Source organism: Massilia sp. Root351 (assembly GCF_001425045.1).
Taxonomy (GTDB): Bacteria; Pseudomonadota; Gammaproteobacteria; order Burkholderiales; family Burkholderiaceae_D; genus Rugamonas.
On the sequence record NZ_LMDJ01000034.1, the window covers coordinates 274,718 to 300,895 of the forward strand.

General features: G+C 65.4%; 26 protein-coding genes and 1 tRNA gene. 10 read left to right on the top strand and 17 right to left on the bottom strand.

Translation table 11 applies throughout. The annotated features are described in order from the left end of the window. Position 1 precedes the first annotated feature (1 nt). Entirely contained in the window at positions 2–853 is an 852-nt protein-coding gene (locus tag ASD15_RS27925; protein ID WP_057158372.1) for an MOSC domain-containing protein, read from the bottom strand. 197 nt (positions 854–1,050) lie between these two features. Next, entirely contained in the window at positions 1,051–3,051 is a 2,001-nt protein-coding gene (locus ASD15_RS33450) for an NYN domain-containing protein (protein ID WP_082552201.1), read from the bottom strand. A gap of 130 nt (positions 3,052–3,181) precedes the next feature. Here ASD15_RS33450 and ASD15_RS27935 point away from each other — a divergent pair, with 130 nt between their 5' ends. Beyond that, on the top strand, positions 3,182–3,682 hold the full coding sequence (locus tag ASD15_RS27935; RefSeq protein WP_057158297.1) for a nuclear transport factor 2 family protein: 501 nt from the start codon (positions 3,182–3,184) through the stop codon (positions 3,680–3,682). 167 nt (positions 3,683–3,849) lie between these two features. On the opposite strand, the gene ychF is transcribed toward ASD15_RS27935, so the two are convergent. Then, positions 3,850–4,941: a redox-regulated ATPase YchF gene (gene ychF, locus ASD15_RS27940; RefSeq protein WP_057158298.1), complete on the bottom strand. Its 1,092-nt coding sequence runs from the start codon at positions 4,939–4,941 to the stop codon at positions 3,850–3,852. A 90-nt stretch (positions 4,942–5,031) separates the two neighbouring features. Here ychF and ASD15_RS27945 point away from each other — a divergent pair, with 90 nt between their 5' ends. Further along, positions 5,032–5,460 carry a thioesterase family protein gene (locus ASD15_RS27945; RefSeq protein ID WP_229418374.1) on the top strand — a complete coding sequence of 143 codons (429 nt, stop codon included), beginning with the start codon at positions 5,032–5,034 and terminating at the stop codon, positions 5,458–5,460. Between the two features lie 3 nt (positions 5,461–5,463). Then, entirely contained in the window at positions 5,464–6,132 is a 669-nt protein-coding gene (locus tag ASD15_RS27950; protein WP_057158300.1) for an ion channel, read from the top strand. Between the two features lie 25 nt (positions 6,133–6,157). Here the strand turns inward: ASD15_RS27950 and ASD15_RS32695 are convergent, their stop codons facing one another. Next, positions 6,158–6,448, bottom strand: a complete 291-nt coding sequence (locus ASD15_RS32695; RefSeq protein WP_157201175.1) for a hypothetical protein — start codon at positions 6,446–6,448, stop codon at positions 6,158–6,160. A gap of 96 nt (positions 6,449–6,544) precedes the next feature. On the opposite strand from ASD15_RS32695, the gene ASD15_RS27960 reads away from it, so the two are divergent. Beyond that, positions 6,545–7,534: a proline dehydrogenase family protein gene (locus ASD15_RS27960; protein WP_057158302.1), complete on the top strand. Its 990-nt coding sequence runs from the start codon at positions 6,545–6,547 to the stop codon at positions 7,532–7,534. Here the strand turns inward: ASD15_RS27960 and ASD15_RS27965 are convergent. The 4 genes from ASD15_RS27965 to ASD15_RS27980 form a co-directional block, all read right to left on the bottom strand. Further along, positions 7,488–8,306 carry an AraC family transcriptional regulator gene (locus ASD15_RS27965; protein WP_057158303.1) on the bottom strand — a complete coding sequence of 273 codons (819 nt, stop codon included), beginning with the start codon at positions 8,304–8,306 and terminating at the stop codon, positions 7,488–7,490. The genes ASD15_RS27960 and ASD15_RS27965 overlap by 47 nt on opposite strands. Before the next feature lie 10 nt (positions 8,307–8,316). Beyond that, a complete protein-coding gene (locus ASD15_RS27970; protein WP_057158304.1) occupies positions 8,317–9,636 on the bottom strand; it encodes an amidohydrolase in 1,320 nt (439 codons plus the stop codon). Positions 9,637–9,654: 18 nt separating this feature from the next. Beyond that, entirely contained in the window at positions 9,655–10,068 is a 414-nt protein-coding gene (locus ASD15_RS27975; RefSeq protein ID WP_057158305.1) for a hypothetical protein, read from the bottom strand. Between the two features lie 90 nt (positions 10,069–10,158). Further along, positions 10,159–10,623: a DUF3224 domain-containing protein gene (locus ASD15_RS27980; protein ID WP_082552202.1), complete on the bottom strand. Its 465-nt coding sequence runs from the start codon at positions 10,621–10,623 to the stop codon at positions 10,159–10,161. 55 nt (positions 10,624–10,678) lie between these two features. Here ASD15_RS27980 and ASD15_RS27985 point away from each other — a divergent pair, with 55 nt between their 5' ends. Further along, positions 10,679–11,533, top strand: coding sequence for an AraC family transcriptional regulator (locus tag ASD15_RS27985; RefSeq protein ID WP_057158306.1), 855 nt, complete (start codon positions 10,679–10,681; stop codon positions 11,531–11,533). Here the strand turns inward: ASD15_RS27985 and ASD15_RS27990 are convergent. Then, positions 11,475–12,434 (bottom strand): PhzF family isomerase, encoded by a 960-nt coding sequence (locus tag ASD15_RS27990; protein WP_057158307.1) that lies wholly within the window; start codon positions 12,432–12,434, stop codon positions 11,475–11,477. The genes ASD15_RS27985 and ASD15_RS27990 overlap by 59 nt on opposite strands. A 75-nt stretch (positions 12,435–12,509) precedes the next feature. Here ASD15_RS27990 and ASD15_RS27995 point away from each other — a divergent pair, with 75 nt between their 5' ends. Beyond that, entirely contained in the window at positions 12,510–13,403 is an 894-nt protein-coding gene (locus ASD15_RS27995) for a LysR family transcriptional regulator (RefSeq protein ID WP_057158308.1), read from the top strand. 114 nt (positions 13,404–13,517) lie between these two features. Further along, a complete protein-coding gene (locus tag ASD15_RS28000; protein WP_057158309.1) occupies positions 13,518–14,801 on the top strand; it encodes an HD-GYP domain-containing protein in 1,284 nt (427 codons plus the stop codon). Between the two features lie 16 nt (positions 14,802–14,817). On the opposite strand, the gene pth is transcribed toward ASD15_RS28000, so the two are convergent. The 7 genes from pth to ASD15_RS28035 all read right to left on the bottom strand — a co-directional run bounded on the left by pth (position 14,818) and on the right by ASD15_RS28035 (position 20,836). After that, the gene (gene pth, locus ASD15_RS28005) at positions 14,818–15,399 is read right to left on the bottom strand and encodes an aminoacyl-tRNA hydrolase (RefSeq protein WP_057158310.1); all 582 of its coding nucleotides are present in this window, start codon (positions 15,397–15,399) and stop codon (positions 14,818–14,820) included. A gap of 68 nt (positions 15,400–15,467) precedes the next feature. Beyond that, on the bottom strand, positions 15,468–16,097 hold the full coding sequence (locus tag ASD15_RS28010) for a 50S ribosomal protein L25/general stress protein Ctc (RefSeq protein ID WP_057158311.1): 630 nt from the start codon (positions 16,095–16,097) through the stop codon (positions 15,468–15,470). Between the two features lie 158 nt (positions 16,098–16,255). Further along, complete coding sequence (locus tag ASD15_RS28015; protein ID WP_057158312.1) at positions 16,256–17,206, bottom strand: ribose-phosphate pyrophosphokinase; 951 nt, start codon at positions 17,204–17,206, stop codon at positions 16,256–16,258. A gap of 143 nt (positions 17,207–17,349) precedes the next feature. Then, positions 17,350–17,426: transfer RNA gene (locus ASD15_RS28020), tRNA-Gln, on the bottom strand. 77 nt (positions 17,427–17,503) lie between these two features. Next, entirely contained in the window at positions 17,504–18,379 is an 876-nt protein-coding gene (gene ispE, locus ASD15_RS28025; RefSeq protein ID WP_057158313.1) for a 4-(cytidine 5'-diphospho)-2-C-methyl-D-erythritol kinase, read from the bottom strand. Continuing rightward, entirely contained in the window at positions 18,379–19,026 is a 648-nt protein-coding gene (locus tag ASD15_RS28030; protein ID WP_057158314.1) for an outer membrane lipoprotein LolB, read from the bottom strand. Before ASD15_RS28030 ends, ispE begins: the two co-directional genes overlap by 1 nt. 10 nt (positions 19,027–19,036) lie before the next feature. Beyond that, positions 19,037–20,836: a tetratricopeptide repeat protein gene (locus tag ASD15_RS28035; RefSeq protein WP_057158315.1), complete on the bottom strand. Its 1,800-nt coding sequence runs from the start codon at positions 20,834–20,836 to the stop codon at positions 19,037–19,039. Between the two features lie 107 nt (positions 20,837–20,943). On the opposite strand from ASD15_RS28035, the gene mutM reads away from it, so the two are divergent. From mutM to mutY, 3 genes are read left to right on the top strand one after another with little or no spacing between them, the layout of a single operon-like run. Beyond that, complete coding sequence (gene mutM / locus ASD15_RS28040; protein WP_057158316.1) at positions 20,944–21,783, top strand: bifunctional DNA-formamidopyrimidine glycosylase/DNA-(apurinic or apyrimidinic site) lyase; 840 nt, start codon at positions 20,944–20,946, stop codon at positions 21,781–21,783. Between the two features lie 9 nt (positions 21,784–21,792). Further along, positions 21,793–23,721: a dynamin family protein gene (locus ASD15_RS28045; RefSeq protein WP_057158317.1), complete on the top strand. Its 1,929-nt coding sequence runs from the start codon at positions 21,793–21,795 to the stop codon at positions 23,719–23,721. A 13-nt stretch (positions 23,722–23,734) separates the two neighbouring features. Then, positions 23,735–24,886, top strand: coding sequence for an A/G-specific adenine glycosylase (gene mutY / locus ASD15_RS28050; RefSeq protein WP_057158318.1), 1,152 nt, complete (start codon positions 23,735–23,737; stop codon positions 24,884–24,886). Positions 24,887–25,040: 154 nt separating this feature from the next. Here mutY and ASD15_RS28055 read toward each other — a convergent pair whose 3' ends face one another. Continuing rightward, positions 25,041–26,177 carry a deoxyguanosinetriphosphate triphosphohydrolase gene (locus tag ASD15_RS28055; RefSeq protein WP_057158319.1) on the bottom strand — a complete coding sequence of 379 codons (1,137 nt, stop codon included), beginning with the start codon at positions 26,175–26,177 and terminating at the stop codon, positions 25,041–25,043. Position 26,178: the final 1 nt, after the last annotated feature.

Sequence of the window (26,178 nt, forward strand, 5' to 3'; positions counted from 1 at the left end):
GCTAGAACGCCAGGTTGACGTCGATTTCCTGGCCCACGCGCAATTCCTGGCCATCGCCTTCAAGCAGGATGCTGTTCATGCCGAAGCACAGCGCGCCGTCCACCTCGGGCTTGGCGCGGTAGCCGGCCATGATGTCGAGCGGATCGGGACCGAATTCGCCGGTGGCCTGGTCGATCGAGGGCATGGGGCAGCGCGGACAGGGCTTGACCGGTTTCAGCACGGCGCCGCCGACGCGGAAATCTTCTGCGTAGTCTTCTTCGAACGCTTCGATGCCGTCCAGCACCAGGTTGGGACGGAAGCGGTTCATGGGGATGGCCTGGCGGCCAGCCTGGACCAGCTTGCCATTCAGGTCGGCCAGCGAGGCGCTGCCCGCCACCAGCATCGGGTAGCCGTCGGAGAACATGGTGGTGGCGGCCACGCCCTGGGTCCATTTCTGCGATACGGCGCGGGTGGCGTTGGCGTGGAAGCGCACCAGGCGGCACGGCAGGCCCAGGAAATTGCTGAACCAGGCGGCGGTGGTGGCGTCGCAGTCGTAGGCCAGCACCTGGTCGTCCCACACTTGCACGGTGCGCTGCGGAGCCAGTTCGGGGTCGGGCAGGCCCAGTTCGATTTCCAGGCGCAGCATGCCCGGCGCGCGCAGTTCCAGCGTATCGGCCTTCAGGCGGGGCACGATCAGCGCCATGCGCGGATGTTCGCGCTGGGTCAGCGCCGCGCCGGCGTCATCCACCACCATCCACTCGCGGTCGTAGATCTGCTCCTTCATCAGCCCGGCGCTGGTCAGCGTGGCCGAACGCAGCGACATGCCGGCACAGGATTTGATCGGATAGAGGTTGATTTCGGAGAGGATAGCCATGCTGACCGCCGCAGGCAGCGCGCGGACGGCCACTGCCAAAATGTTATTCAAGTTGGCAGTATGGCAGCAAAGTGTCTGGCAGTAAATCGCGGGAAACCACAGCACGGCCCGATTGCGAAGATACGGACCATGGTTCCCCGTGCGCAGGGTCGCGCGGGAAGCCATATCCCCCGGTGGAGGATATGACAGGGAGCAACTTACTCCGCCTTGCGCGGGCGGCGGGCGGCCGGCTTGCGGGCGGGCTGGTCGCCGCCTTCCGCGTCGCCGCTGGCAACCACCGGCTTGGCGGCGCGCGCGCGCGCGGCAGCGGCCCGGCCGGACTTGGGCTTGTCGGCCGCTGTCTCCAGCGCCTGGTCCGCCTCTGCCGCCGCTGGCGCCGCGCTCGCCGTGGCAGCTTCCGCAGCCGCTTCGGTGATGCGCGATTCGCCCGCCTTGGCACGGCCCTTGGCCGCAGCACGGCTGCGCGGCTTGGCGGCCGGCTTGGCCATCGCATCCGCTTCGGCGGCGGCGCTGTCCGCTACCGGTGCGAGCACGGCCTCGGCAGCCTGCGGCGCCGCCGGCTGGCGGCTGGCTTGCTGGCGGCCAGCGGCACGTCCACCCGCGCGGGCGGATGGCTGCACGGCCGGCTGGACGACCGGCAATTCAGCGTGATCGCCCGGCTGAACGCCGGCATGGTCAGCTGGCTGCACGGCTGGCTGCGCGACTGGCACGGCGGCCGGCACGTCCGACCGGCCCGCTGCCTGGCCGGCCTGCGCTGCGCCTGCCTGCGCGAAGGACGCCTGCGCTTGCGGCGCCGGCTGGCCGGATTTGCCGCGCTGGTTGCCGCCCTGCACCGGTTTGCCCCGGCCCTTGCCCTTGGCCCAGACGTCGCCCGCCGTCGCCGACTGGGCGGCTTTCTGCTGCGCTTTCGCCTGGCGGGCCGGCATCTTGGCCGCACTGCGCTTGGGCTGGCCGTCGCGGCCGAGCTGGCGCTGATTGCCGCCGGCCGAGTTGGCGATGGCTGCCGCTGCGGCATCCAGCGCGCGCTCTTCCTCGTCCAGGTCGTCCTGCTCGCTGCTGCCGAGCATTGGGCTTGCCTGCGCGTGCGCCTGCACCTGCTGCGCGTCCGGCTGGTCAGCTACGGCTTGCTGCGCGTAGGCCGAGTCGTCGGCCGCATGCACGGCTTCCGCTTCCGCGTAGGCGTTCTCGTCCTGCGCCAGCTGCAGTTCGGCGGACACTTCCTCGGATACCGGCTCATGGCTGGCGTGGCGCTCGCCGCCACGGTTGCGGCCACGGCCACGGCCACGGCGGCCTTCATGGCGGCCGCCCTCGGCCGCCTCGTGCTGCACCGGCGCGGACACGTTGCCCGACCCTTCGCCCGAACCCTGCTCGCCCGCGCCGCTGCTGCGGTAGACATAGGCGCCGGATTTCTCGTCGCGGCCGAATTCCAGCAGGCCGCGCGCCTTGGCTTCCTCCAGCAGGTTGCCGAAGGTGCGGAAACCGTAATAGGACTCGCTGAAGTCCGGCTTGCGGCGCTTGATCGCCTCTTTCAGCACGGACGCCCAGATCTTGCCGGAGTCGCCACGCTCGGACACCAGCGCATCGAAGGTCTCGACCGCCATGTCCACGGCTTCGCGGCGGCGCTTGTCCATTTCCTCGCGGCGGCCTTTTTCCTCTTCCGGGGTGCGTTTGACGGCAGGCTGGCCTTCGCGGGTGTCGCGCTTGGCGGCGGCGCGGCGGATCTCGCGCACCAGGTCGTCGTAGAAAATGAACTCGTCGCAGTTGGCCACCAGCAAGTCCGAGGTGGACTGCTTGACGCCGACGCCGATCACTTTCTTGTTGTTCTCGCGCAGTTTGGAGACCAGCGGCGAGAAGTCCGAGTCGCCGGAAATGATGACAAAAGTGTTCACGTGGGACTTGGTGTAGCACAGGTCCAGCGCGTCCACCACCATGCGGATGTCGGCCGAATTTTTGCCCGATTGACGCACGTGCGGAATTTCAATCAGTTCGAAATTGCCCTCATGCATGGGCGCCTTGAAACCCTTGTAGCGGTCCCAGTCGCAATACGCCTTTTTGACCACGATGCTGCCTTTGAGCAATAAACGCTCCAGCACGGGCTTGATGTCGAATTTTTCGTAATTGGCGTCGCGCACGCCGAGGGCGACGTTTTCGAAGTCGCAGAACAGCGCCATGCTGACGTTATCGTTGGATGAAGCCATGAGATTTCGTTTTCTGTGGTGAGGAGAAGCTAAAGGGCCGGTGGCCGGCGAACCCGACGATTATACAGCCAGGCCAGCCCGGCGCCCGCCCTGGTGTATGCTCGCTTTACACATTTTTTCCGGAGCCCCCATGAAGCAATTGCTTGCCGCCCTCGCTTTTTTCCTGATGAGCTACGGCGCCGCCGCGCAATCGGCCGACGCCGACGCAACTTTCCGCCAGCAAATCAATACTTTTATGGACCAATGGCATAAGGATGCCGCCAATGCCGATCCGGTGTATTTCGATAAAATGGCGCCCAACGGTATTTATATCGGCACCGATAAAACTGAAATATGGACCCGCGACCAGTTTAAAGTATGGGCCAAGCCGTTTTTCGACCGTAAAAACGCGTGGTCATTTACCGCTATTAAACGCAACGTATATTTCTCGGCAAATAAAAGCTACGCGTGGTTCGATGAGCAGCTGAACACACAAATGGGCATCTGCCAGGCCAGCGGAGTTATTCGCCGGACCGCCAGCGGATTCGAGATCGAACACTACCAGCTGTCCCTGGCGGTACCGAATCCGCTGATGGAGCAGTTCAGCAAGGCGGTCAGGGAATTCGAAGCGAAACCGGCGGCGGCGCAGTAACGCCGGCCCGGCGCATTGTTTTAAGGCCCTGGCGCGGCCGTTTTATGCCAGTTTCTGGCGTGTTCGCGCCAGATTTGAGTGCGCGGGGGTAATCCGGCGGAAAAAGGGCGAAAAAAAAGCCGCGATCTCTCGCGGCTTTTTTCTGCGGCCGAGGCCGCTAAGGGTATTTAGACGTTGAACAGGAAGTTCAGCACGTCGCCATCCTTGACCACATATTCCTTGCCCTCGGCGCGCATCTTGCCCGCTTCCTTGGCGCCTGCTTCGCCCTTGAGGGCGATGTAATCGTCATAGGCAATGGTCTGCGCACGGATAAAGCCGCGTTCGAAATCGGTGTGAATAACACCGGCTGCCTGCGGGGCGGTGTCGCCGATATGGATGGTCCAGGCGCGCACTTCTTTTACGCCGGCGGTGAAATAAGTCTGCAAGCCCAGCAGTTTATAGGCGGCGCGGATCAGACGGTCCAGGCCAGGCTCTTCCATCCCCATATCGGACAGGAATTCCACTTTATCGGCGTCATCCAGGTCGGCAATCTCGGCTTCAATCGAAGCGCAAATGGCGACGATAGGCGCATTCTGCGATTTCGCGTATTCGGTCAGTTGGTCCAGCAGCGGATTATTGGTGAAACCGGTATCGGAAACGTTGGCCACATACATGGCCGGCTTCGCGGTAATCAGGCACAGCGATTTAATGATCGCCATTTGATCCGCGTCCAGGCCCATGGCGCGCACCGGCTTGGCTTCGTTCAGCTGCGGGATAATCTTTTCCAGCAGAGCAACCAGTTTCGCTGCGTCTTTATCGCCGGAGCGGGCTTTCTTGTTTTCGCGGTGCAGCGCTTTTTCAGCGGTGCCCAAGTCGGCCAGCGCCAATTCGGTTTGAATCACTTCGATATCGTCCAGCGGGCTGACTTTGCCGGCAACGTGGATCACGTTTTCATCTTCAAAGCAGCGCACCACGTTGACGATGGCGTCGGTTTCGCGGATGTGCGACAGGAACTGGTTGCCCAGGCCCTCGCCTTGCGAAGCACCGGCCACCAGGCCGGCGATGTCGACGAACTCGACGATGGCGTTGACCATGCGCTCGGGCTTGACGATCTCGGCCAGCGCGGCCATGCGCGGGTCCGGCACTTCCACCACGCCGACGTTCGGCTCGATGGTGCAGAACGGATAGTTTTCAGCCGGGATGCCGGCCTTGGTCAGTGCATTGAAAAGAGTGGACTTGCCGACGTTAGGCAGGCCGACGATGCCGCATTGGAGACTCATGAAAAACCTTTAATGATGGTATTGTTTTGCTGCGCCGATTGCCCGCGCGTAAGGATCAATTGTACCTCAGAACCAGGAGCTTCCATGACGATGCGCGACGCCAAACGCTCGCAGTTTCCCCATTTCCTGCCCATCGCCACCCGCTGGATGGACAATGACGTGTATGGCCATGTCAACAACGTTGTTTATTATTCCTACTTCGACACGGCCGTGAACCAGTTCCTGATCGAACGCGGCGTGCTGGACATCCACAAGGGCGAGGTGGTCGGGTTCGTGGTTGACAGCGGCTGCGCCTATTTCCGTTCCATCTCCTTCCCGGACACTGTCCATGCCGGCATCCGGGTGGCCAAGCTGGGCAATTCCAGCGTGCGCTATGAGATCGCGCTGTTCCGCAACGACGACGAGCAGCCGTGCGCGGCCGGCCATTTCGTCCACGTCTACGTCGAGCGCGCCAGCAACCGCGCCGTCCCGATCCCGGCTGCGGTGCGCGGCGTGCTTGCGACGCTGTCCGGGGCTTGAACCATGAATCCGTTTCCCCTGGTGCATAGCACCAAGCGCCATCCGTCAGCCGTGCTGCTGCTGACGCAGTTGCTGGGCATGCTGCTGTATCCGTTTATCGAAACCGTGCGCGGCGGCCACATCATCTTCAATATGTTCGGCATCCTGGTGCTGGTGGTGGCCACGCGCATGGTGCGGCGCACGCCGGGCCATGCCTGGGTCAGCGCCAGCATCGCCGGCCCCGTGATCATCCTGCTGGGCTTGCAGATGGCGTTCGACCTGCCGGGGCTGCTGCCCTGGTCGTCCGCGCTGGAGGCGGCGTTCTATTTCTATGCCGCCGCCAGCCTGGTGGCCTACATGATGGAGGACCGGCTGGCCACGACAGACGAACTGTTCGCGGCCGGCGCCGCGTTCACGCTGCTGGCGTGGGCCTTCACGCACGTGTTCATCCTGGTCCAGGCGCTGCAGCCGGGCACCTTCGGCGCAGCGGTGAACGCCGCCGCCCCGCGCACGTGGACCGAGCTGAACTACCTGAGCTTTGCGCTGCTGTCGAGCACCGGCATCGGCGACGTGATCCCGCTGACCTCGCATGCGCGGGCCATCGCCAGCGTGGAGATGCTGGTCGGGCTGATGTATCTGGCGGCGGTGGTGGCGCGCCTGATCGGCTTTACGCTGCAGTCCAACAAGTCCTAGGCCGGCACGCGCGCGCCCGGCGGCGTCAGTAGCGCTTCTGCGACGCGTAATGCTGGCCCAGATTCATCAACACCCCACTCTGGTGGTCCGGATCTGCCTTCTCTTCGATTTCTACGACACGCTTCAGAGCCGCTTCGGCCTCGGCATGCCTGTGTTCCAGTCTGCCACGGTGGCGGCCGGCGCGGCCATGCCGCCGGCCGGTGCGAGGCAGAGTAAGGAAAGTAGCAGGCGAAACGAGATACGGGCCAAGATAGACATGATTCCTTGAAATATTAATATCTTTGGCGCAATTTGCTTTGCATTTTTGCAATACCATAGTCTTTCCGGCGCCGGCAGAAGGCAATTTCCTTCAATACGGCGGCCCGGCGCGCCCCATACGATGGCCTTTCCGAAATTTTGAAAGGAATGGATTATGCAGACCCCGGATTTGATGGTGCAGGCAGCCGACAGCCTGCGCGCTTTGGCGCTCAACGAACAGGCAAAAGAACGCTTCTGCAGCGATCCCCAGCTGCGCCCGTACATCCACCGCGTGGCTGCGCGCTATCTGGCGGGGCACACCGTGGCCGACCTGGTGCGGCACCTGCACGCTGTCAGCGCGCGCGGGCATGCCGGATCGGCGGAGTATGTGGGCGAAAGCTGCCGCGACGAGGCCAAGGCCAACACCGACACGGAAGTCTTCCTGCAACTGGCGGCCGCGCTCGCGCACGAAAACCTGCAGTGCTCGGTTTCGCTGGACTTGTCCCACGTCGGCTTGCTGGTGGACCCGGAACTGGGCTACCGCAACGCCAGGCGCATTGCCAGCGCCGCGGCCGGCGCCGGCCGCGAGGTAATGATTTCGATGGAGGGCGCGGACCGGGCCAGCCTGATCTATGCCACCTACCGGCGGCTGCATGCCGAGGCCGGACTGGACAACGTGGGCATCACGCTGCCGGCCAAACTGCACCGCAGCGCGCAGGACTTGCCGCAGCTGATGGAGTTGCCGGGCCGCATACGCCTGGTCAAGGGCGCCTTCCTCGAGTCGCCCGCGATTGCCTGGGACCGCCACAGCCCGGAACTGGCAGCCGCCTACCGCCGGTTTGCGCAGACCCTGCTTGCCAGTGGCCACCCATGCGCGCTCGCCACACACGACGTGCAGTTGCAGAACGACCTGGCCGGCTTCATCCTGCAGCAGGAACTGTCGCCGCGGCAATCGGAATTCGAAACACTGTTCGGACTGGGCGCGGATGGCCTGGACGCGCTGCGCCGGCGCGGGTTCCAGACGCGCGAGTACGCCATCTTCGGCGAGGAATATTTTCTCTACGTGCTGAACCGGATCGCGGAACAGCCGGCCCGGCTATTCCAGGCCGTGGTGGACCTTATCGGCCCCGGTACTGCCCCGGCGTTGCAGCGACAAGCTGCTTGAAGGCGCGCTGGAAATGGGCCTGGTCCGCGAAGCCGCTTTCGATGGCGGCGTCGGCAATCGCGGCGCCGCGCCTGAGCCGCGCCTGGCCGTACTGGACGCGCCGGTTGACCAGGTAGGCGTGCGGCGTCATGCCGAACTGGCTCTTGAAGGCGCGGATCAGATAGGACGGCGACAGGCCGGCGGCGGCGCAGATGTCTTCCAGGCTCAGCAGGCGGGTGCAATTGTCGCTGATGAATTCGGCGGCCCGCAGCAGCTTGCCGTTGGCGCCGGCCAGCGCGACCGGCGCCGGGTCCAGCGCCTGCTGCATGTCCATGAAGAAGGCGAGCGCCGCACTCTGCTTCTGCAAGCCGTCGGCGTGCGCCGAGGTCACGGTGTCGTAGAGCCGGTTCAAGCCCGCGAACAGCGCGGTGCTTGAGGTGGTCGAAAACGCCCTGAAATCGGCATTGCGGCTGAAACCGAGTTCATGCTGCAGCGCGGTCAGCCAGGCCACGTCCACATAAAACATGCGGTACGACCACGGCTGGCCGGCGGCCGGATTGCAGGCATGCGCGTCCTCCGGGTTGATCACCACCACGCTGCCCGCGCCCACGGTTTCCTTGCTGCGCCGGTTCCAGTAGGTGCTCACGCCGCCGGTGATGGCGCCGATGGAGAAGGTGTCGTGCGTATGCCGCGCGTAGCACAGGTCGCGGCCGCCGCGTATCGAGCGCGCCTCGATGAAGGGCAGCGCGGCATCGCGCCAGAACGCGGGCTGCGCGGTTTGCACGCTGGGCATGGCCGGCCCGCTAGCGCGCCAGCGCGCTCAACACCGCCAGGCTCATGGCCTGCGCGGCGGTCTTGATGGAAGGCTCGGGCACCGGCGCATAGAACGGCGAGTGGTTGAAGGCCAGCGGCTTGCCGCCGGCCGTTTCGGCCTCGGCCACCGCCTTGGCGGGATAGACGCCGGTGAAGAAGAACATGCCCGGCACGCCCTGGTTGACGTACTCGGAGAAGTCTTCGCTGGCCGTCATCGGCGCGATCAGGCCGACGTTGGCGGCGCCCAGCGCGTCCTTCAGCACCGCCTCCGTCTTGCGCACCAGCGCGTCGTTATTGATGATGGCCTGGCCGCCGGACTTGAGCTCCACGTCCGGCGCCGGGGCGCCCGCCATGGCGGCCGACGCATTGGCTACGCGCCGCACGCCGTCCAGCAGCTTGGCGCGCACGGCCGGGCTGTAGGAACGGATGGTGCCGCGCACCAGCACGCTGTCCGGAATGATGTTGCCCACGGTGCCGCCCTGGATGGCGCCGATGGTGACCACGCCGAATTCCTTGGGGTCCTTCTCGCGGCTGACCACGGTCTGCACGTCCACCACGAAGCGCGCGGCGATGGTGATCGGGTCCAGCGCCTTGTCCGGCGCAGAACCATGGCCGCCGCGCCCCTTGAACACGATCTCGAGGGCATCCGAATTCGATGACACCGCGCCGACGTTGTAGCCGACGGTGCCGTGCGCAGTCGGCCAGGAATGCAGGGCGAACGCCACGTCCGGCTTGGGGAAGCGCTTGAACAGGCCGTCCTCCAGCATGGCTTTGGCGCCGGACACGGTTTCCTCGGCGGGCTGCGCAATGAACATCAGGCTGCCCTGCCATTGCGATTTGAGTTCCACCAAGGCGCGCGCCGCGCCCAGCCAGCTGGCCATGTGGATGTCATGGCCGCAGCTGTGCATGACGTAGGTTTCGGCGCCGCCGGAGCGAGTGCGGGCCTTGCTGGCGTACGGCAGGCCGGTTTTTTCCTCCATCGGCAGCGCGTCCAACTCGGTGCGCACCATCACGGTGGGGCCGGGTCCGTTCTTGAAGATCGCCACCAGCCCGGTCTTGCCGACGCCTTCGGTCACATCGAAGCCAAGCGCGCGCATCTCGCCAGCCAGTTTGGCAGCGGTACGCACCTCCTGGAAGGCAATTTCAGGGTGGGCGTGCAAATCCTTGTAGACCGTTTCCAGCTGCGGGTACATGGCATTGATGCGGCTGGCGACTTGCGCCTTGAGCGGCGCGCCGTCCTGCGCCTTGGCGGCCATGGCCGGGAACACTGCCGCCAGGGCCAGGGGCAGGCATGCGAGGGTATTTTTCATAGCCCCTATATTCGCATGTTAATTGCCGGCCAGGCGCCAGCGGTCGCCGGATTTTTTCAGATAGTGGTCGACCACGTAGCGCCACGGCATGGCCAGCGGGACCACGATCACCACCAGGCAGGCGATAGTGTTTTCCAGCACGGCCTGGCTCATACTGCCGGACTTCCAGGCCGGCAGCGCGACCAGCGACAGCCACAGCACTTTCCAGATCAGTTCCCACAGCAGCACCGGCAGCATCTGCAGCGGGTAGCGCAGGCCAAGCGCGCACAGCAGCGAGAACGCGGCGAGCATGCACAGCACCACGCCCTCCATCAGCTCCCACGGCTTGCTGTGGTGGAGTATGCCCGGCCAGACGACCAGGGCCAGTCCAACAACGATCAGCAGGTAGACCGCGCGCAGCGCATACAGCCGGAACAATGACACCTCTTGCATGGACCGCTCCTGGTTATTGATTTGATATGTCAATAATATCTTACAGGTGTCAGAAGTCAAGCACATATCGAATGCCCGATGGCAGCAGGGTCAGGGCAACACGAAGTCCAGCTGATAGTGATGCTGCCGGTCCACCTGCTTGAGCGCCATGCGGCCGCTGATGCCGGCCAGCTCGCCGGTGCCGGAATCGGGCACGATGGTCACGGCCAGCTGGCTGTCGCCGCCGTGCATGGCACCTGAATGCTGGATCACGAAACTGCCGGCCTTGCCCTTCAGCGTACCGGTGACGCGCTCGATGGCGACATAGGCGGCGGAACCCTGGGTGTCGGTCATGGCGGTCAGCATTTCGCCTTTGCCGGTGGCTTGCAGGTCGCCGGAGTATTGTTTTTCAAGTAACATGCGCCCGGTGGCTGTGCGGCCCTCATGCTGCGGCGCCGAGGCTGGCGACATCTTGACTTCAAACGTGCCGGCCGCGTGCTGGGCAGCGGGTTCGGCGCGGACCGGCAGGCAAGCGAGGGCGGCAACGGCGGCCAGGGTGGACAGGCTGGATTTCATGGCGCTCTTTCATCAATGGAAAAGCGGCACTGTATTTCAGGACCAGGAGAAAAGATTGGAAAAAACCGACAACGGTGGTGCGCCGATGCCGAAAGGGGTTGTGGATCCGGCGGCAGCGGCGCGCCGCATCCGGCTGGCAAGCTATCCGCCCTCGCCCGCGCTGCAGCCTTTTGTCGACTACCACTGGGTGGTGCAATGGGACAGGAACGGAGGGCCGCCGCAAACCCAGCGCGTGCTGCCGTATCCGAACGCCCACCTGGTGTTCGACCGCGGCAACACGGCCATCCACGGCGTGGTGCGCGGCGCGTTCGAGCGCAAGGTGGAGGGCGCTGGCAAGGTGCTGGGGGTACGCTTCAAGCCGGGCGGACTGCGGCCCTTTCTGCCGCACCCGCTGTCCCGGCTGGCGGACCGCACCATGCCGGTGGACGGGATGCTGGGCGTGGCCGGCGTGGAGGCCGAGCGGCGCGTGCTTGGCGCGGAAGCGGGGGGCAACGGCGGCGATGCTGGCGAGGCGCGCAGCGATACCGATATGGTGCAGGCGGCCGAGGCCTTGCTGGCGGCCGTGCTGCCGCCGGCCGACCCGCGCGCGCTGCTGGCGCAGCGCGCGGTGGCAGCTGCCGCCGCCGAAGACGGCCCGGTCAGCGTGGCGGCCTTGTCGGACCTGCTCGGCATCGAGGAGCGCACGCTGCAGCGGCTGTTCAGCAACTATGTGGGCGTGTCGCCGAAGTGGGTGATCCAGCGCTTCCGGCTGCACGAAGCCACCTGGCAGCTGGGCCGCGCGGCGGCTCCGGACCTGGCCGCGCTGGCTGCGCGGCTGGGCTTTTTCGACCAGGCGCACTTCACGCGCGGGTTCACGCGGCTGGTGGGCAAGCCGCCGCTGGAGTACTGGAAGTCCCAGCAAGGCGGGTGAGATCGAGCGGCGCGCAAAACAGGATCACCGCGCCGCCGCTGATCGACACTTGCTGCGGCGCGCCCTGCGCTATCGCCACCTCCACGTGGACCACGCCGTCGCGGCGCAGGGCACGGCCCTGGTGCCCCTGGAAGCGCAGCAGCTGGCCGTCGTGCGCCATCAGGCCGTGCCGCACCAGGTAGGCGCCGAGCGGGCCGTTGGCATTGCCGGTGACGGGGTCTTCCGGGATGCCGATGGCGGGCGCGAACATGCGGCCATCGGTGGCGGTGCCGCAGGCGCGCAGCTGAAACGGGAACCAGCCGTTGCAGCCGACGTCGGCGCTCAGTGCGGCCAGCGCGGCATGGTCGGGAACGATGGCGTCCAGCGCCACGCCGGCACGCAGCGGCACCATCACTTTCGAATGGCCGGTGGAGACGATTTGCAGCGGCAAGCCCGGCGCAAAAGCGCTGTCGTCCAGCCCCAGCGCAGCCGCCACCGCGCGGCGGGTCGCGGCGGACAAGGGCAGACCGAAGGATAACGGCCCCTGCCGCATGACTATGCGGTAGTCCCCGTCCGCTTGCCGCTCCACGCGGATGCGCTGCACGCCGGCGCCGGTCTTCTGCTGCAGTTCCACGCTGCCCAGCTGCATCGCCACTGCGCGCGCGTAGTGGGCGGCGATGGTGGCGTGGCCGCAGATGGGCACTTCGGTGGTGGGCGTGAAGTAGCGGATGTAAACGTCGTGCGCTTCATCCTGCGCTCCTTTCCTGGGCTGCATGACAAAGGCGGTTTCGGAATGCTTGAGCTCGCGCGCCAGGTCCTGCATCTGCCGTGCGCTCAGTCCGTCGGCAGCCAGCACCACGCCGGCGGGGTTGCCGCGAAACGGGATGGAGGTGAACGCGTCGATATGAAATAGTTGGGTCATGCAAGCTAGTCTAGCCATGGCGATGGCCGGCGATAATAGCTGTAGAATCAGCACATACCTTCCATGGAAGAACGAATGCAGCAGCCTCCGCTCCATTTGCTACGCGCTTTCACGTGCGTGGTCGACCACCACAGTTTTGCGCGCGCGGCGCAGGCATTGCGCATGACGCCCTCCTCCGTGAGCCGGCTGGTGAAAGCGCTGGAGCAGGAACTGGGCACGCAGTTGCTGAACCGCAGCACGCGCGCCATGTCGCTGACCGCCGCCGGCCAGGCGCTGTACGCCGAATGCGGCAGCGCCTTTGCGCAGTTGCGCGGCGCCTACGAGACGGCCAGCCATCAGTATGCGGAACCGTCCCAGCCGCGCGGGCAGCTGCGGCTCAGTGTGCCGGTTTCGTTCGGACGCACCCACGTGGTGCCGCACGTGGCCGCATTCCTGCGCCGCTACCCCGGCATCGAGCTTGACCTCATGATGACGGACCGCTATGTGGACCTGGTGGCCGAAGGGGTCGGCCTGGCCATCCGCATCGGCCGCCTGGACGATTCGGCGCTGGTGGCGCGCAAGCTGATGGACAACCGCCGCCTGCTGGTGGCGGCGCCCCGCTACCTGGAGCAGCATGGCGCACCGGCCGACGTGGCCGGGCTCAGCCGGCACGCGTGCCTGAACCTGGCCGTGAACCGCGACGCCGAGCTGTGGCGCCTGACCGGCCCGGACGGCGAACGCAGCCTGCGTCCCCAGGGCCGTATCCGCGCCGACAATGGCGACGCCATCCGGCAGTTCGCCATCGACGGCCTGGGCATCGCCTTTTTGTCCAGCGCAACGGTGGCGGCGGCGCTGCGTAATGGGGAGCTGCTACAGGTGCTACCGCAGTGGAGCGGCCGCCCGACCGGCGTATACGGTGTGTGTCCGCAACGGCCGGTACCGCCGCCGGCCCGGGCCGCCATGGATTTCCTGGCCGGCCGCTGGCCATAAGCAACCGCCGGCGATGCTTCTCGTATACACTTAGAATTGGATAAATTTGCATAACCACAACTTCTGCAATGCAAGCCTGTGGGGGGAGCCGACTTGGATGAGTTGACGGTTACGATGGATCAGCTGCGCGTCGGGCTGTATGTCGAGCTGGACCTGAAGTGGTTCGAGCACCCGTTTGCATTCAGCCATTTCAAGATCAAGTCCGAAGACCAGATCAGCACCTTGCGCAGCCTGGGCCTGCCTTCGGTGCGCTACAAGCCGGAGCTGAGCGATGTGGCGCCGCAGGAAGACGCGCAGGCGGCCACGGCATCCGGCAAGGACGCGGCGGACTCGGCGGCAGCCGTGGCGGCGGCGGCAGCGGCGGCGGCAGCGTCGCCCGCGCTGCAAGCCAAGCGCGCCATGCTGGAACGCATGCAGCTGCGCCGCGCGGACGCCGAACGCGTCGAGCGCGCCTTCACCCACACCGCGCGCGCCATCCGCGAAATCGAGAAGCACCTGTTCTCGCGGCCCGAGGAGTCGGTCAAGCAGGCCACCGGCCTGGTCACGCAGATCACCGACGCCATCCTGTGCGCGCCGGAACTGGCGATCCATGTCATGGGCGACACGGCCGGCAACGAGGAGCTGTATTTCCACTCGCTCAACGTGACGATGCTGTCGATGATGATCGCGCGCGAAGTCAATCTGCCGCCCGAGGTGGCCAATCTGCTGGGCCTGGGCGCGCTGCTGCACGACATCGGCCGCAAAAACATTCCGGACAAGATCCTCAGCAAGCCGGAACCGTACACCACGGCCGAACAGAACCTGTACGAGATGCACGCGCAGTACGGCGCGGAGATGGCGCAGCGCCTGCAGTGCATGCCGGCGGTGGCGGCGGTGATCCACGACCACCACGAGTTGTTCGACGGCAGCGGCTATCCGCGCAAGCTGAAGGGGGAAGGCATCGGCGTGCTGGCGCGCATCGTGGCCATCGCCAACTACTACGACGAGCTGTGCAATCCATTCAACCTGGCGCACGCGCTCACGCCGCACGAGGCGCTGTCGATGATGTTCGCCAAGCACCGCGCCAAGTTCGATCCGCGCCTGCTGCAGATGTTCATCCGCTGCCTGGGCGTGTACCCGCCCGGCACCGTGGTGCAACTGTCGAATGGCATGACCGGCATGGTGGCGACCGTGAACACGGCGCGGCCGATGAAACCAATGGTGGTGGTGTACGACAAGGATGTGCCGCGCCTGGAAGCCATCATGGTGGACCTGGACCTGGAGCCCGAGCTGAACATCGTCAAGGCGCTGCGGCCCGGGATGGTGCCGCCGGAAGTGTACGTCTATCTCAGTCCGCGCAAGCGCGTCAGCTACTACTTCGACGCCAGCAAGCCGGCGCCGCAAACCGCCGCGGCCTGAGCCGCTCGCATGCCGCCTATGCGGTATGCAGTTGGGTAGTGGCCAGCGGGAACTTGCCTTCGCACACCAGCGGAACGATCTTCAGGCTTTTCTCGATCGCTTCATCGATCAGCAGCTGCTCGTCGCGGCGCGGGCGGTGCAGCACGAAGTCGGCCACCGCCTGCTGCAGGCTGAGCGTGCGCGGATGGCCGATGCCGATGCGAAGGCGCCAGTAGTCCTGCGTGCCGAGCGCGGCGGTAATGTCCTTCAGGCCGTTGTGGCCGCCCGAGGAGCCGCCCTTCTTCAGCTTGGCCACGCCGGGCATCATGTCCAGTTCGTCGTGCACCACCAGCACTTCATCCGGGTTGATCTTGTAAAAGCGCGCCAGCCCGCCCACCGACTGGCCGGAGCGGTTCATATAGGTCTGCGGTTCCAGCAGCCACAGTTCCTTGCCGGCGATGGCGGTCTTGGCCATCAGCGCGTTGAAGCGGGTTTCGCGCTGCAGGCGCGCGCCCAGGCTGTTGGCCAGGTTGTCGACCAGCCAGAAGCCGGCGTTGTGGCGGGTTTGTTCGTAGTCGGGGCCGGGGTTGCCGAGGCCGACGATCAGGCGGATGGACATGGTTTCTTCCAGATATAAAAAAACCCCGCGAGCGGGGTTTTTTATTTTACTTCAAAGGAAGTAAAAGATTACTTCTTGCCTTTGGCTGGCTTGGCATCGGCTGCTGGAGCAGCTGCTGCGGTCGCTTCAGCGGACACGTGGCCAGCTGGTACCGAAGCGGTGGCTACGGTCTGGTTTTTGCCGTGGGTAACAGCGGTCACGCCTTTTGGCAGAACCAGGTCCGACACGTGGATCGAGTGGCCCACGTCGATGTTGGCCAGGTCAACGTTCACGAATTCCGGCAGGTCGCCTGCAACGCAGGAAACGTCCAGCTCGGACAGCACGTGGCTGATCGATGCGCCGTGCAGTTTCACGGCTGGCGATACGTCGGCGTTGATGAAGTGCAGTGCCACTTTCTTGTGCAGCTTGGTGTTTGCGTCAACGCGCTGGAAGTCAGCGTGCAGTACCAGTTGCTTGTAAGCGTGCATCTGGAAGTCGCGCAGCAGAACTTGCTGGGTCTTGCCGTCGATTTCCAGGTCCAGGATGGACGAGTGGAACACTTCTTTTTTCAGCGCGTGGTACAGCGCGTTGTGGTCCAGGGAGATGGTGATCGGGGCTTCAGCGCCGCCGTACACGATGCCTGGGGTTTGGCCGGAAATACGCAGGCGGCGGCTCGCACCCGTGCCCTGCAGTTCGCGTTTGAATGCAACTACTTTCATTTGAGACTCCAATAATAAACAAGGCTCGCGCCCTGTTGTGAAGAAGCGCCCCGCGACCAGGGCGCTCCGGAAAAACAGCGGCGCAACCGGTCGAAAACCGGTCGCGCCGCCGCTAAAAACTGTTGTTGTCTACCGAAACAAGCCGAACTGAGCCGAACTTAGTCGATGAACAGGGAGATCACGGAATCGCCCTTGATGATGCGTTTGAACGTCTCGGCCAGCAGCGGTGCGCAGGTCAGCTGGCGGATCTTGCCGCAGGCTTTGGCGGCGTCGGACAGCGGAATCGTGTCGGTCACCACCAGTTCGTCCAGCGACGAGCCGGAAATACGGTCGATCGCCGGGCCGGACAGCACGGCGTGGGTGCAATACGCCACCACTTTCTTGGCGCCGCGCTCTTTCAGCACTTCGGCAGCTTTCACCAGGGTGCCGGCGGTATCGACCATATCGTCCATGATGACGCAGTTGCGGCCTTCGACTTCACCGATGATGTTCATCACTTCGGAAACGTTGGCTTTCGGACGGCGCTTGTCGATGATGGCCAGGTCGCAGCCCAGGCGCTTTGCCAGGGCGCGGGCGCGCACCACGCCGCCGACGTCGGGCGACACGACCAGCAGGTCTTCATTGTCCTTCTTCTGCAGGTCGCCCAGCAGGATAGGGGAAGCGTAGATGTTATCGACTGGAATATCGAAGAAACCCTGGATCTGGTCTGCGTGCAGATCCATGATCAGGACGCGCTCAACGCCGGCGCTTTCCAGCATGTTGGCCACTACCTTTGCCGAAATCGCAACACGCGCCGAGCGGGGGCGGCGGTCCTGGCGGGCGTAGCCGAAATATGGGATGGCGGCAGTGATACGGCCTGCGGAGGCGCGTTTCAGCGCATCGACCATCAGAATCAGTTCCATCAGGCTATCGTTGGTCGGTGCGCAGGTCGATTGCAGCACGAACACGTCTTTACCACGAACGTTTTCGTTGATTTCGACCATGACTTCGCCGTCCGAGAATTTCGAGACGACTGCTTTGCCGAGAGGAATGCCGAGGTTTTTTGCGACTCCTTCAGCCAGCGCAGGATTAGCGTTGCCGGTAAAAACCATCAGGTTTTCGTAAGCCATGGGGAGTCCCAGAGAAGTAAGCGTTGATATCTTGATTGATCGCCGGACAAACCGCTATCCGGCGCTGCGAGCTTCGGTGCCGTGGGCACCTGTATTTTATCTTGACTGGACGCTGATGCATCGACAGACTCAAGAAAAATGGGTGGCAGGGGAACAAGGATTCGAACCTTGGTATGCTGGAATCAAAATCCAGTGCCTTAACCAGCTTGGCGATTCCCCTGCTGTAACTTGCTGCTTGTCGTTACGACGGCGATTATTATACTACCGAACTAACGAAAAGCAAAATCTTTTTTTCACTCACAACATGTCGAAGATCGGATGCCGCTTCAGCGCTTTGGCCTTCCAGGCAGTCCAGACCCCCTGCGCTCTTTCGAGTACCGCATCGGCCCGGCCTTCATCTGCAAAGGCACAAAACACACAAGCACCGGAACCAGTCATCCTGGCATCTCCGTAAGCTGCCAGCCATTCTATCGCCTTTGCTACCGGCGGGTAAATACTGGACGCTACTTGTTGCAAATCATTCCGGCCAAACTGCTTCCAATCGTTTCGATTTTCGTAGTGGCTGGAAAAGTCCGCTATTATGATGGGCGGAGTGTTCCTTGTCAAATGCTCCGAGCAAAATATTTCCGCAGTGGGCACAGAAACGCCCGGCTCGATCACCACGTACCAGCAATCCGGCGCCGCCAGCGGCTGCAGCGCCTCGCCCACGCCTTCGGCAAAGGCGGTCTCGCCGAAGATGAAAAACGGGATGTCCGCACCCAGCGGCAAGCCCAGCGCCATCAGCTCTTGCTGGTCCAATCCCACGTTCCACAGCGTGTTCAATGCCATCAAGGTGGTGGCCGCGTCGGACGAACCGCCGCCCAGGCCGCCGCCCATGGGGAGCACCTTGTCCACCGTGATGTCGGCGCCGTGCAGCACGCCGCTGCGGCGCAGCGCCTCGGCTTGCAGCAGCGCGGCCGCGCGGATCACCAGGTCCTGCTGCTCCGGCACGCCGAGAATGTCGTTGCTGCGGCGCAGCTGGCCGTCGGTGCGCACGCGGATGTGCAGCAGGTCGCCCCGGCCGATCAGCTGGAAGGCGGTTTGCAGCATGTGGTAGCCGTCGGCGCGGCGGCCGGTCACGTGCAGGAACAGGTTCAGTTTGGCCGGGGCCGGGAGATTCTTCAGTTCGGTCATTATGCTTGCGGTGAGTCGAGGACAATGCGGATGGACATCTCATCCAGCGTGCCGATGGCGCCGTGCTCGGCGTCGATGCGCTTGGGCTGCGGCGGCGCGCCGGGGGCGCCATCCTGCCACGACACATAGGTGATGCGCCAGCCGTCGGCGGTGGTCACGGTGTTGGCGGCCGGGCTGGCGACGAAGCGCTGGCCGCCGGCGGCGGTGGCATAGCCCTGCAGCCATTCGCGCAGGCCGGACACCGGCATGGTCCAGCCCAGCGCCTGCGCGCTCAGCGCGCCGATGTCGGCGGCGCGGCGCGGCGCCTTGCCGCTCTCGGTCAGCACCGCTTCCTGCGGCGTGACGCTGATGGTGGCCACGGTCTGGTTCAGCGGCGGCGCGGTGATGGTGACGTCGGTGCGCTGCGGGCTTTGCTCCCAGATAAAGCGCACATGGCTGGAGTCCTGCTTGCCGTCACGGCTGTAGGTGACCGACAGCTTGCCGGCCAGCTCCAGCGTGTCGCGGTAAGGTGCAACGGCAGCGCCGGAAGGCGGCGGCGCAGCGGGAGTGCCTGCCCCTCCCGCCCCGCCGCCCAGGCTGGCGCAGCCGGACAACAGCAGGCTCAGGCCGCCCGCGCAAAGCATGGAGGCTATCGGTGTGCGCATCATAAGCTCTCCATCACAAACTCGTATTCAGGCGCGCCAGCGTGCTCTTCAGCGCGTCGTTCTGCGGATCCTTGGCGCGCGCCTCGCGCCACAGCTTCTGCGCGCCGCCCTGGTCGCCCTGCGCCCACAGCACTTCGCCCAGGTGCACGGCGATCTCGGGATCGTTGCGCAGCGTGTAGGCCTGGCGCAGCAGCGCTTCGGCTTCCTTCAGGCGGCCCAGGCGGAACTGCACCCAGCCCATGCTGTCCATGATGAAGGGATCGTTGGGCGCCATCTGCATGGCCTTCTCGACCAGCGTATAGGCTTCCTCCAGGCGCAGGTTGCGGTCGGCCAGCGAATAGCCCAGCGCGTTGTAGGCATGGTGGTTGTCCGGGGCAATTTCCATCACCTTGCGCAAGCTGGTTTCCATCAATTCCATCTTGCCCAGCTTCTCGGCCGCCAGCGCAAAGTCGTACAGCAGGTCGGGGCTGTTCGGGTAGCGCAGCACGCCGTCTTCGAGCACCGCGTAGGCGTCGCCGCTGCGGCCGGCGTCGCGCAGCAGCTGGGCGTCGGTCTGCGCCACCTGGGCCAGTTCGGCCGGGTCTTCGCTCTTGATCTCGGTCAGCTGCTTGCGCGCACCGGCCAGGTCGCCCATGCGCGCGGCCAGCTGGGCGCGCTTGAGCTTGACCGTCAGCAGCAAGCGCGGCTCGCCGCCGTCGATCTGCTCCAGCCACGACTGGGCGGCCGCGTAGTCGCCGCGCTCCTCGGCGATCTGCGACAGGATCAGCAGCGCCTTGGTGGGGTCGCGCTCGTCGCCGCCCTCCTTGTCCACCACTTCCACGAAGTGCTTGAAGTAGCCTTCGGCGGCGGCCGTGTCGTTGCCCTGCATCGACATGATGCCCAGCGCATACAGCGTGGCCGGATTGTCGGGCTGGCTTTTCAGCAGGAACTGGAACTGCTCGCGCGCCTTGTCGTACTGCTTCTGCTCGACCAGCATGCGCGCGTAGGCCGCGCGCACTTCGCGCGAATTCGGATACTTGGCGAGGAAGCCGTTGACCATCCTGGTCACCGCGTCCGCATCGGGCGTCACCTGCGCCATGGTCAGCAGCGCCAGTTCGGAATCGGGCTTGATGCGCATGGCTTGCTGCGCTTCCCTGGCGGCGCGTTCGGCGTCGTTGTTGGCGTAGGCGCCCTGGGCCAGGACCAGATGCGCCTCCAGCGTCTGGCCGTACGGTTTCAGCACGCGCTCCATCAGCGCGAAGGCGGCGGCCTTGTCCTTGGCGCGCAGCAGGAATTGCTGCATCTGGAACATGGCCAGGCCGCGCGAATTGGCAGGCGCGGCCTTCAGGCGTTGCGCGAACACCTGCTCGGCTTCGCTCAGGTCGTCGCCCAGCACGGAAAAACCGAGGAAATACTGGGCCGCCTCGTCGGACTCCGGCGCCAGCTCGCGCCACAGGCGGATGGCCGCCATGGCCTCGCCGCCCTGCTTGGCGGCCAGCGCCATTTCGGCCGAACGCTGGGCCAGGCGCGGGTCGCGCGTCTGCTGGGCCAGCACCATCATGGTCACGTAGGCGCTTTGCCACTGGCCACGCTTGAAGTCCAGTTCGGCCTTGGTCAGCTTGTAGAACAGGTCGCTGGTCAGCTCGACGCTGGGCAAGGGCTCGGTGGCCTGCACGGCGGCGGCGGCGGCCACGGCCTGCATGGCCGGCGTGTCGCGGGTTTCCGGCCCGGCAGCGGGAACGGGCTGATCGGCCGTATCGGCTTGTTTTTGCGGCGCAACGGAGCAAGCGGAAAGCACTGCGGAGAGGGTTACAATGACGAGTGCGTTTTTCAAAGGATAGTCCTGACTGGTCGGAAACTAGCCTGATTTTACGCCAAGCCACCGTCATCGTCCGTTTGCAGGTGTAACGAAAGTTATTTAAAGCTAATTTAAAGCGATCCATGCCAGAATTACCAGAAGTTGAAGTCACCCGGCGCGGGGTGGCGCCCCATATCGAAGGCCGCACCGTGCGCGGCGTGGTGCTGCGGCGCAGCGGCCTGCGCTGGCCCTTCCCGGCCGGACTGGAGCAGGCGCTGGCCGGCCGCACGGTGACCGCCACCGGCCGGCGCGGCAAGTACCTGCTGCTCAAGTTCGAGCACGGCACGCTGATCATCCACCTCGGCATGTCGGGCCACCTGCGCGTGCTGCCGCCCGGCATCCCGCCGCAAAAACATGATCATTTTGACCTCGTGGTGGGCGCGCACGCCGGCGGCGGGCCGCAGATCCTGCGCATGACCGACCCGCGCCGTTTCGGCGCCGTGCTGTGGCACGCCAGCGCCGACGGCGCGCTGGAGGAACACCTGCTGCTGCGCGGCCTGGGCGTGGAGCCGCTGGAGGGCGCCTTCACCGGCGAGCTGCTGCACCGCATGACGCGCACGCGCGGCGCGGCCGTCAAACAGGTGCTGCTGGCAGGCGACATCGTGGTGGGCGTGGGCAATATCTACTGCTCGGAAAGCCTGTTCCGCGCCGGCATCAATCCGAAGACGCCGGCCCGCCGCATCAGCCTGGCGCGCTACCAGAAGCTGGCGCAGGCCATCCGCGACGTGCTGGCCGAGGCCATCGTCCAGGGCGGCAGCACCTTGCGCGACTTTATCAGCGTCAATGGCCAGTCCGGCTACTTCCAGCAGAGCTATTTCGTCTATGATCGTACCGGCATGCCCTGCCGCGTGTGCGGCACGCCGGTGCGCCAGGTCAAGCAGGGGCAGCGTTCGACCTTCTATTGTGTGCAGTGCCAGAAATAAGAGGGAAGCATGGTCAGGGATCTTGAACAGTACAGTGCGTGGCGCCACGGCGTGGTGGTGGCGTTGCAGCAGTACCAGGCGTGGCTGCACGGCGCCGAACTGGCCGACGCCGCCACCGAGCAGCGCGTGGCGCGCACCCTGGCGCGGCTGGCCGACGACAAGCTGTCGGTGGCCTTCGTGGCCGAATTCTCGCGCGGCAAATCCGAACTGATCAACTCCATCTTTTTCGCCGACTACGGCCAGCGCATCCTGCCGTCCGCCGCCGGGCGCACCACCATGTGCCCCACCGAGCTGATGTACGACCCGGCGTGGCCGGCCTGCATCCGCCTGCTGCCCATCGAAACGCGGGCCGAGAACCTGTCCACCAGCGACTACCGCGAACACGCCTCGGCCTGGACCATGCTGCCGCTGGAGCTGGACTCGCCGGCCGCCATGCACGAGGTGTTCCGGCAGGTGAGCCTGACGCGCCACGTGAGCGTGGCGGAAGCCAAACGCTATGGCCTGTACGACGAGGACGACCCGGACATGCAGGTCACGCTGGACGACGACGGCATGGTCGAGATTTCGCTGTGGCGCCACGCCATCATCAACTTCCCGCACCCCTTGCTCAAGCAGGGCCTGGTGATCCTGGACACGCCCGGGCTGAACGCCATCGGCACCGAGCCCGAGCTGACCCTGAACCTGATCCCGCACGCGCACGCGGTGCTGTTCATCCTGGCGGCCGACACCGGCGTGACCAAGAGCGACATCGAAGTGTGGCGCAAGCACATCGGCAACGGCGCGGGCCGGCTGGTGGTGCTGAACAAGATCGACAGCATGTGGGACGAGCTGCGCAGCGACGCCGAGGTCAACGCCGAGATCGCGCGCCAGCAGGAGCACGCGGCGCACATGCTGGCCCTGGAGCCGCGCCAGGTGTTCCCGGTGTCGGCGCAGAAGGCGCTGGTGGGCAAGATCAACAGCGACGCGGCGCTGCTGGAGAAAAGCCGCCTCGGCCTGCTGGAAAAAGCGCTGTTCAATGAGCTGATCCCGGCCAAGAAGGACATCGTGCGCAAGCAGCTGGCGCAAGAACTGGGCACGCTGAGCGGCGCGCAGCAGGCGCTGGTGGGCGCGCGCCTGCGCGGCATCATGGAGCAGCTGCACGAACTGAAAAGCCTGCGCGGCAAGAACCAGAGCGTGGTGGCGCACATGATGCGCCGCATCGACGTGGAGAAGAAAGAGTTCGACAGCAGCCTGTTCAAGCTGCAGGCCACGCGCGCCGTGTTCACGCGCCTGTCCACCGAGCTGTACACCAGCCTGGGCATGGACATCCTGCGCGACCACGTGCTGGGCGTGCGCGCGGCCATGGACCGCAGCCGCTTTTCGACCGGCATGCGCGAGGCGGTGAAAATCTTCTTCGACAGTATCAAGCGCGACTTGCAGGCGTCCGAGCACAAGACCACCGAAATCCGCGACATGATGGAAGTGATGTACCGTAAATTCTCCAGCGAGCATGGCCTGACGCTGGCGCCGCCGATGCCGTTTTCGCTGGAGCGCTACCGCGACGAGATTGCCGACATCGAGGACATCTACGACGCCCAGTTCGGCACCGTGACCCTGCTGATGACCAGCCGCGTGGTGCTGATGGAGCGCTTCTTCGACTCCATCGCCTCGGCCGTGAAGCGCTGCCTGAAGGCGGCCAACGCGGACGTGGAGGCGTGGCTGAAGGTGATCATGGCGCCGCTGGAGGCGCAGATCCGGCAGCACAAGGACCAGCTCAAGCACCGGCTGGCGTCGATCCAGCGCATCCACGACGCGACCGACAGCCTGGAACAGAAGATCGAGGCCTTCGAGCGCAGCCAGGCCGAGCTGGAGCAGCTCAAGGCGCGGCTCACCGAACTGTCCGGCAATATCAGCATCGCCATCAATGCGGAGTTCGTGGCGCTGGACGCCGCCGCATAATCCAAGGAATTCCATGAAACGTTTGACCCATCCGCTGGCGCCCGAAGGCGCGGCGGACTATGCCGACCCCACTTTTTCCGCCGACCTGATCGCCTGGCAGCAGCAACATGGCCGCCACACGCTGCCGTGGCAGAACACGCGCGACGCCTACCTGGTGTGGCTGTCGGAAATCATGCTGCAGCAGACCCAGGTGTCCGCCGTGCTGGGCTACTACGCGCGCTTCCTGGCGCGCTTCCCCACCCTGCGCTCGCTGGCCGAGGCGCCGGTGGAGGACGTGATGGCGCAGTGGAGCGGCCTGGGCTACTACACCCGCGCGCGCAACCTGCACAAGTGCGCGCAGCGCGTGGTGGCCGAGTACGGCGGCGTGTTCCCGTCCGACCCGGCGCTGCTGGCCGAGCTGCCCGGCATCGGCCGCTCGACGGCGGCCGCCATCGCGGCGTTTTCCGGCGGCGCGCGCGCGGCCATCATGGACGGCAACGTCAAGCGCGTGTTCGCGCGCGTGTTCGGCATAGCCGCCTACCCCGGCGAGAAGCAGGTGGAACAGGCCATGTGGCTGCGCGCCGAGGCGCTGCTGCCCGAGCAGGGCATCGAGTCGTACACGCAGGGGCTGATGGACATGGGCGCCACCTTGTGCACGCGCAGCAGCCCGGACTGCGGCCGCTGTCCGATGCAGCCGCGCTGCGTGGCGTTCGCCACCGGCCGCACCAAGGAACTGCCGGTGCGCAAGCCGAAGAAGGCGACGCCGGAGAAGCACGCCACCATGCTGGTGATCATCGACCGGGGCCAGGTGCTGCTGGAGCAGCGGCCGGCAACCGGCATCTGGGGCGGCCTGCTGTCCCTGCCGGAGCTGGACGGCCACACGCTGGCCGAGGACGACGACATCCCGCCGGCGGACCAGGCGGCGCTGCTGGCTGCGGTGCATGTGTTCGGGCAGATGGAGTCGCACGAGCGGCTGATGACGGTCACGCATGTGTTCACGCACTACAAGCTGCACATCGCGCCGCTGCTGGTGACCCTGGCCAAGCGCGCGCCGTTCGCCGCCGATGGCCGCCACGTCTGGCTGGACGCGTCCCGCGTGGCCGACGCCGCCCTGCCCGCCCCCGTCAAGAAGCTGCTGCTCGAACTGCTGGGCGACAGCGCCGCCGCGCAGGCGCGCATGTTCTAGCCGGCGCGGCTATCCCGCCATGCGCAGCACCGCCAGCGTGGTGCTGGCGGCCGCGATCACAACCGCCAGGGTGGTGGCCATGCGTTCATCATGCGCCGCGCAAGGTCGGCGATCAAGTGGCGCGCACACGGCGCGTGACGCGGATCAGGTGACGCTACAGTTCTTCGAGCGAGAACAGGCGGCGGTGTTCGCGGATGGCGTAGCGGTCGGTCATGCCGGCGATGTAGTCGGCGATCTTGCGCGCCTGCGCGGTGGCGTCGCCGCTGGCATCGACGTAGTCGGGCGGCAGCAGCACCGGGTCGGCCATGAAGGCCTCGAACAGCTCGCGCAGGATGCGGCTGGCTTTCACCCGCATGCGGTTGACCTTGTAATGCCGGTACAGGTTGGCGCGCAGGAAGCGCTTCAGCTCGGTGGCGTCCTTGCGCATCTGGTCCGAGAAACGGATCAGCGGCGGCGCCCGGCGCACCTCGTCCAGATTCTTCGGCGCGGCGTCCAGCAGCAGCTGGCCGGAGGTGGCCAGCAGGTCGTCGGCCAGCGCCGTGATCAGGCGGCGCAGGGTTTCATAGATGGCGCGCCGGCCGCTCAGGCCGGGATGCGCGCGCTGCACGTCGCGCCACAGCCGGGCGAAGAATTCCACCTGCTCCAGCTGCGCTATCGTGATCAGCCCGGAACGCAGGCCGTCGTCGATGTCGTGGCTGTTGTAGGCGATCTCGTCGGCCAGATTGGTCAACTGCGCTTCCAGCGAGGGCTGGGTGCGGTCGATGAAGCGCTGCGCCACCGGACCCAGCAACTTGGCGTTGGCCAGCGAGCAGTGCTTGAGGATGCCTTCGCGGGTTTCAAACATCAGGTTCAGGCCGTCGAAGGCGCCGTACTGTTCTTCCAGCGTGTCGACCACGCGCAGGCTTTGCAGGTTGTGCTCGAAGCCGCCGTGCTCGCGCATGCAGTCGTTGAGCACGTCCTGGCCCACGTGGCCGAAGGGCGTGTGGCCCAGGTCGTGCGCCAACGCCACCGCTTCCACCAGGTCCTCGTTCAGGCGCAGGTTGCGCGCCAGCGAGCGGCCCACTTGCGCCACTTCCAGGCTGTGCGTGAGGCGGGTGCGGAACAGGTCGCCCTCGTGGTTGAGGAAGACCTGGGTCTTGTATTCAAGACGGCGGAACGCCGTCGAATGGATGATGCGGTCGCGGTCGCGCTGGTACTGGCTGCGCGAAGCGTGCGGCGTTTCCGGATAGCGGCGCCCCACGCCCTGGTCCGAATGCACGGCGTACGGGGCGAGGTGGGCTTCGCTGCTCATC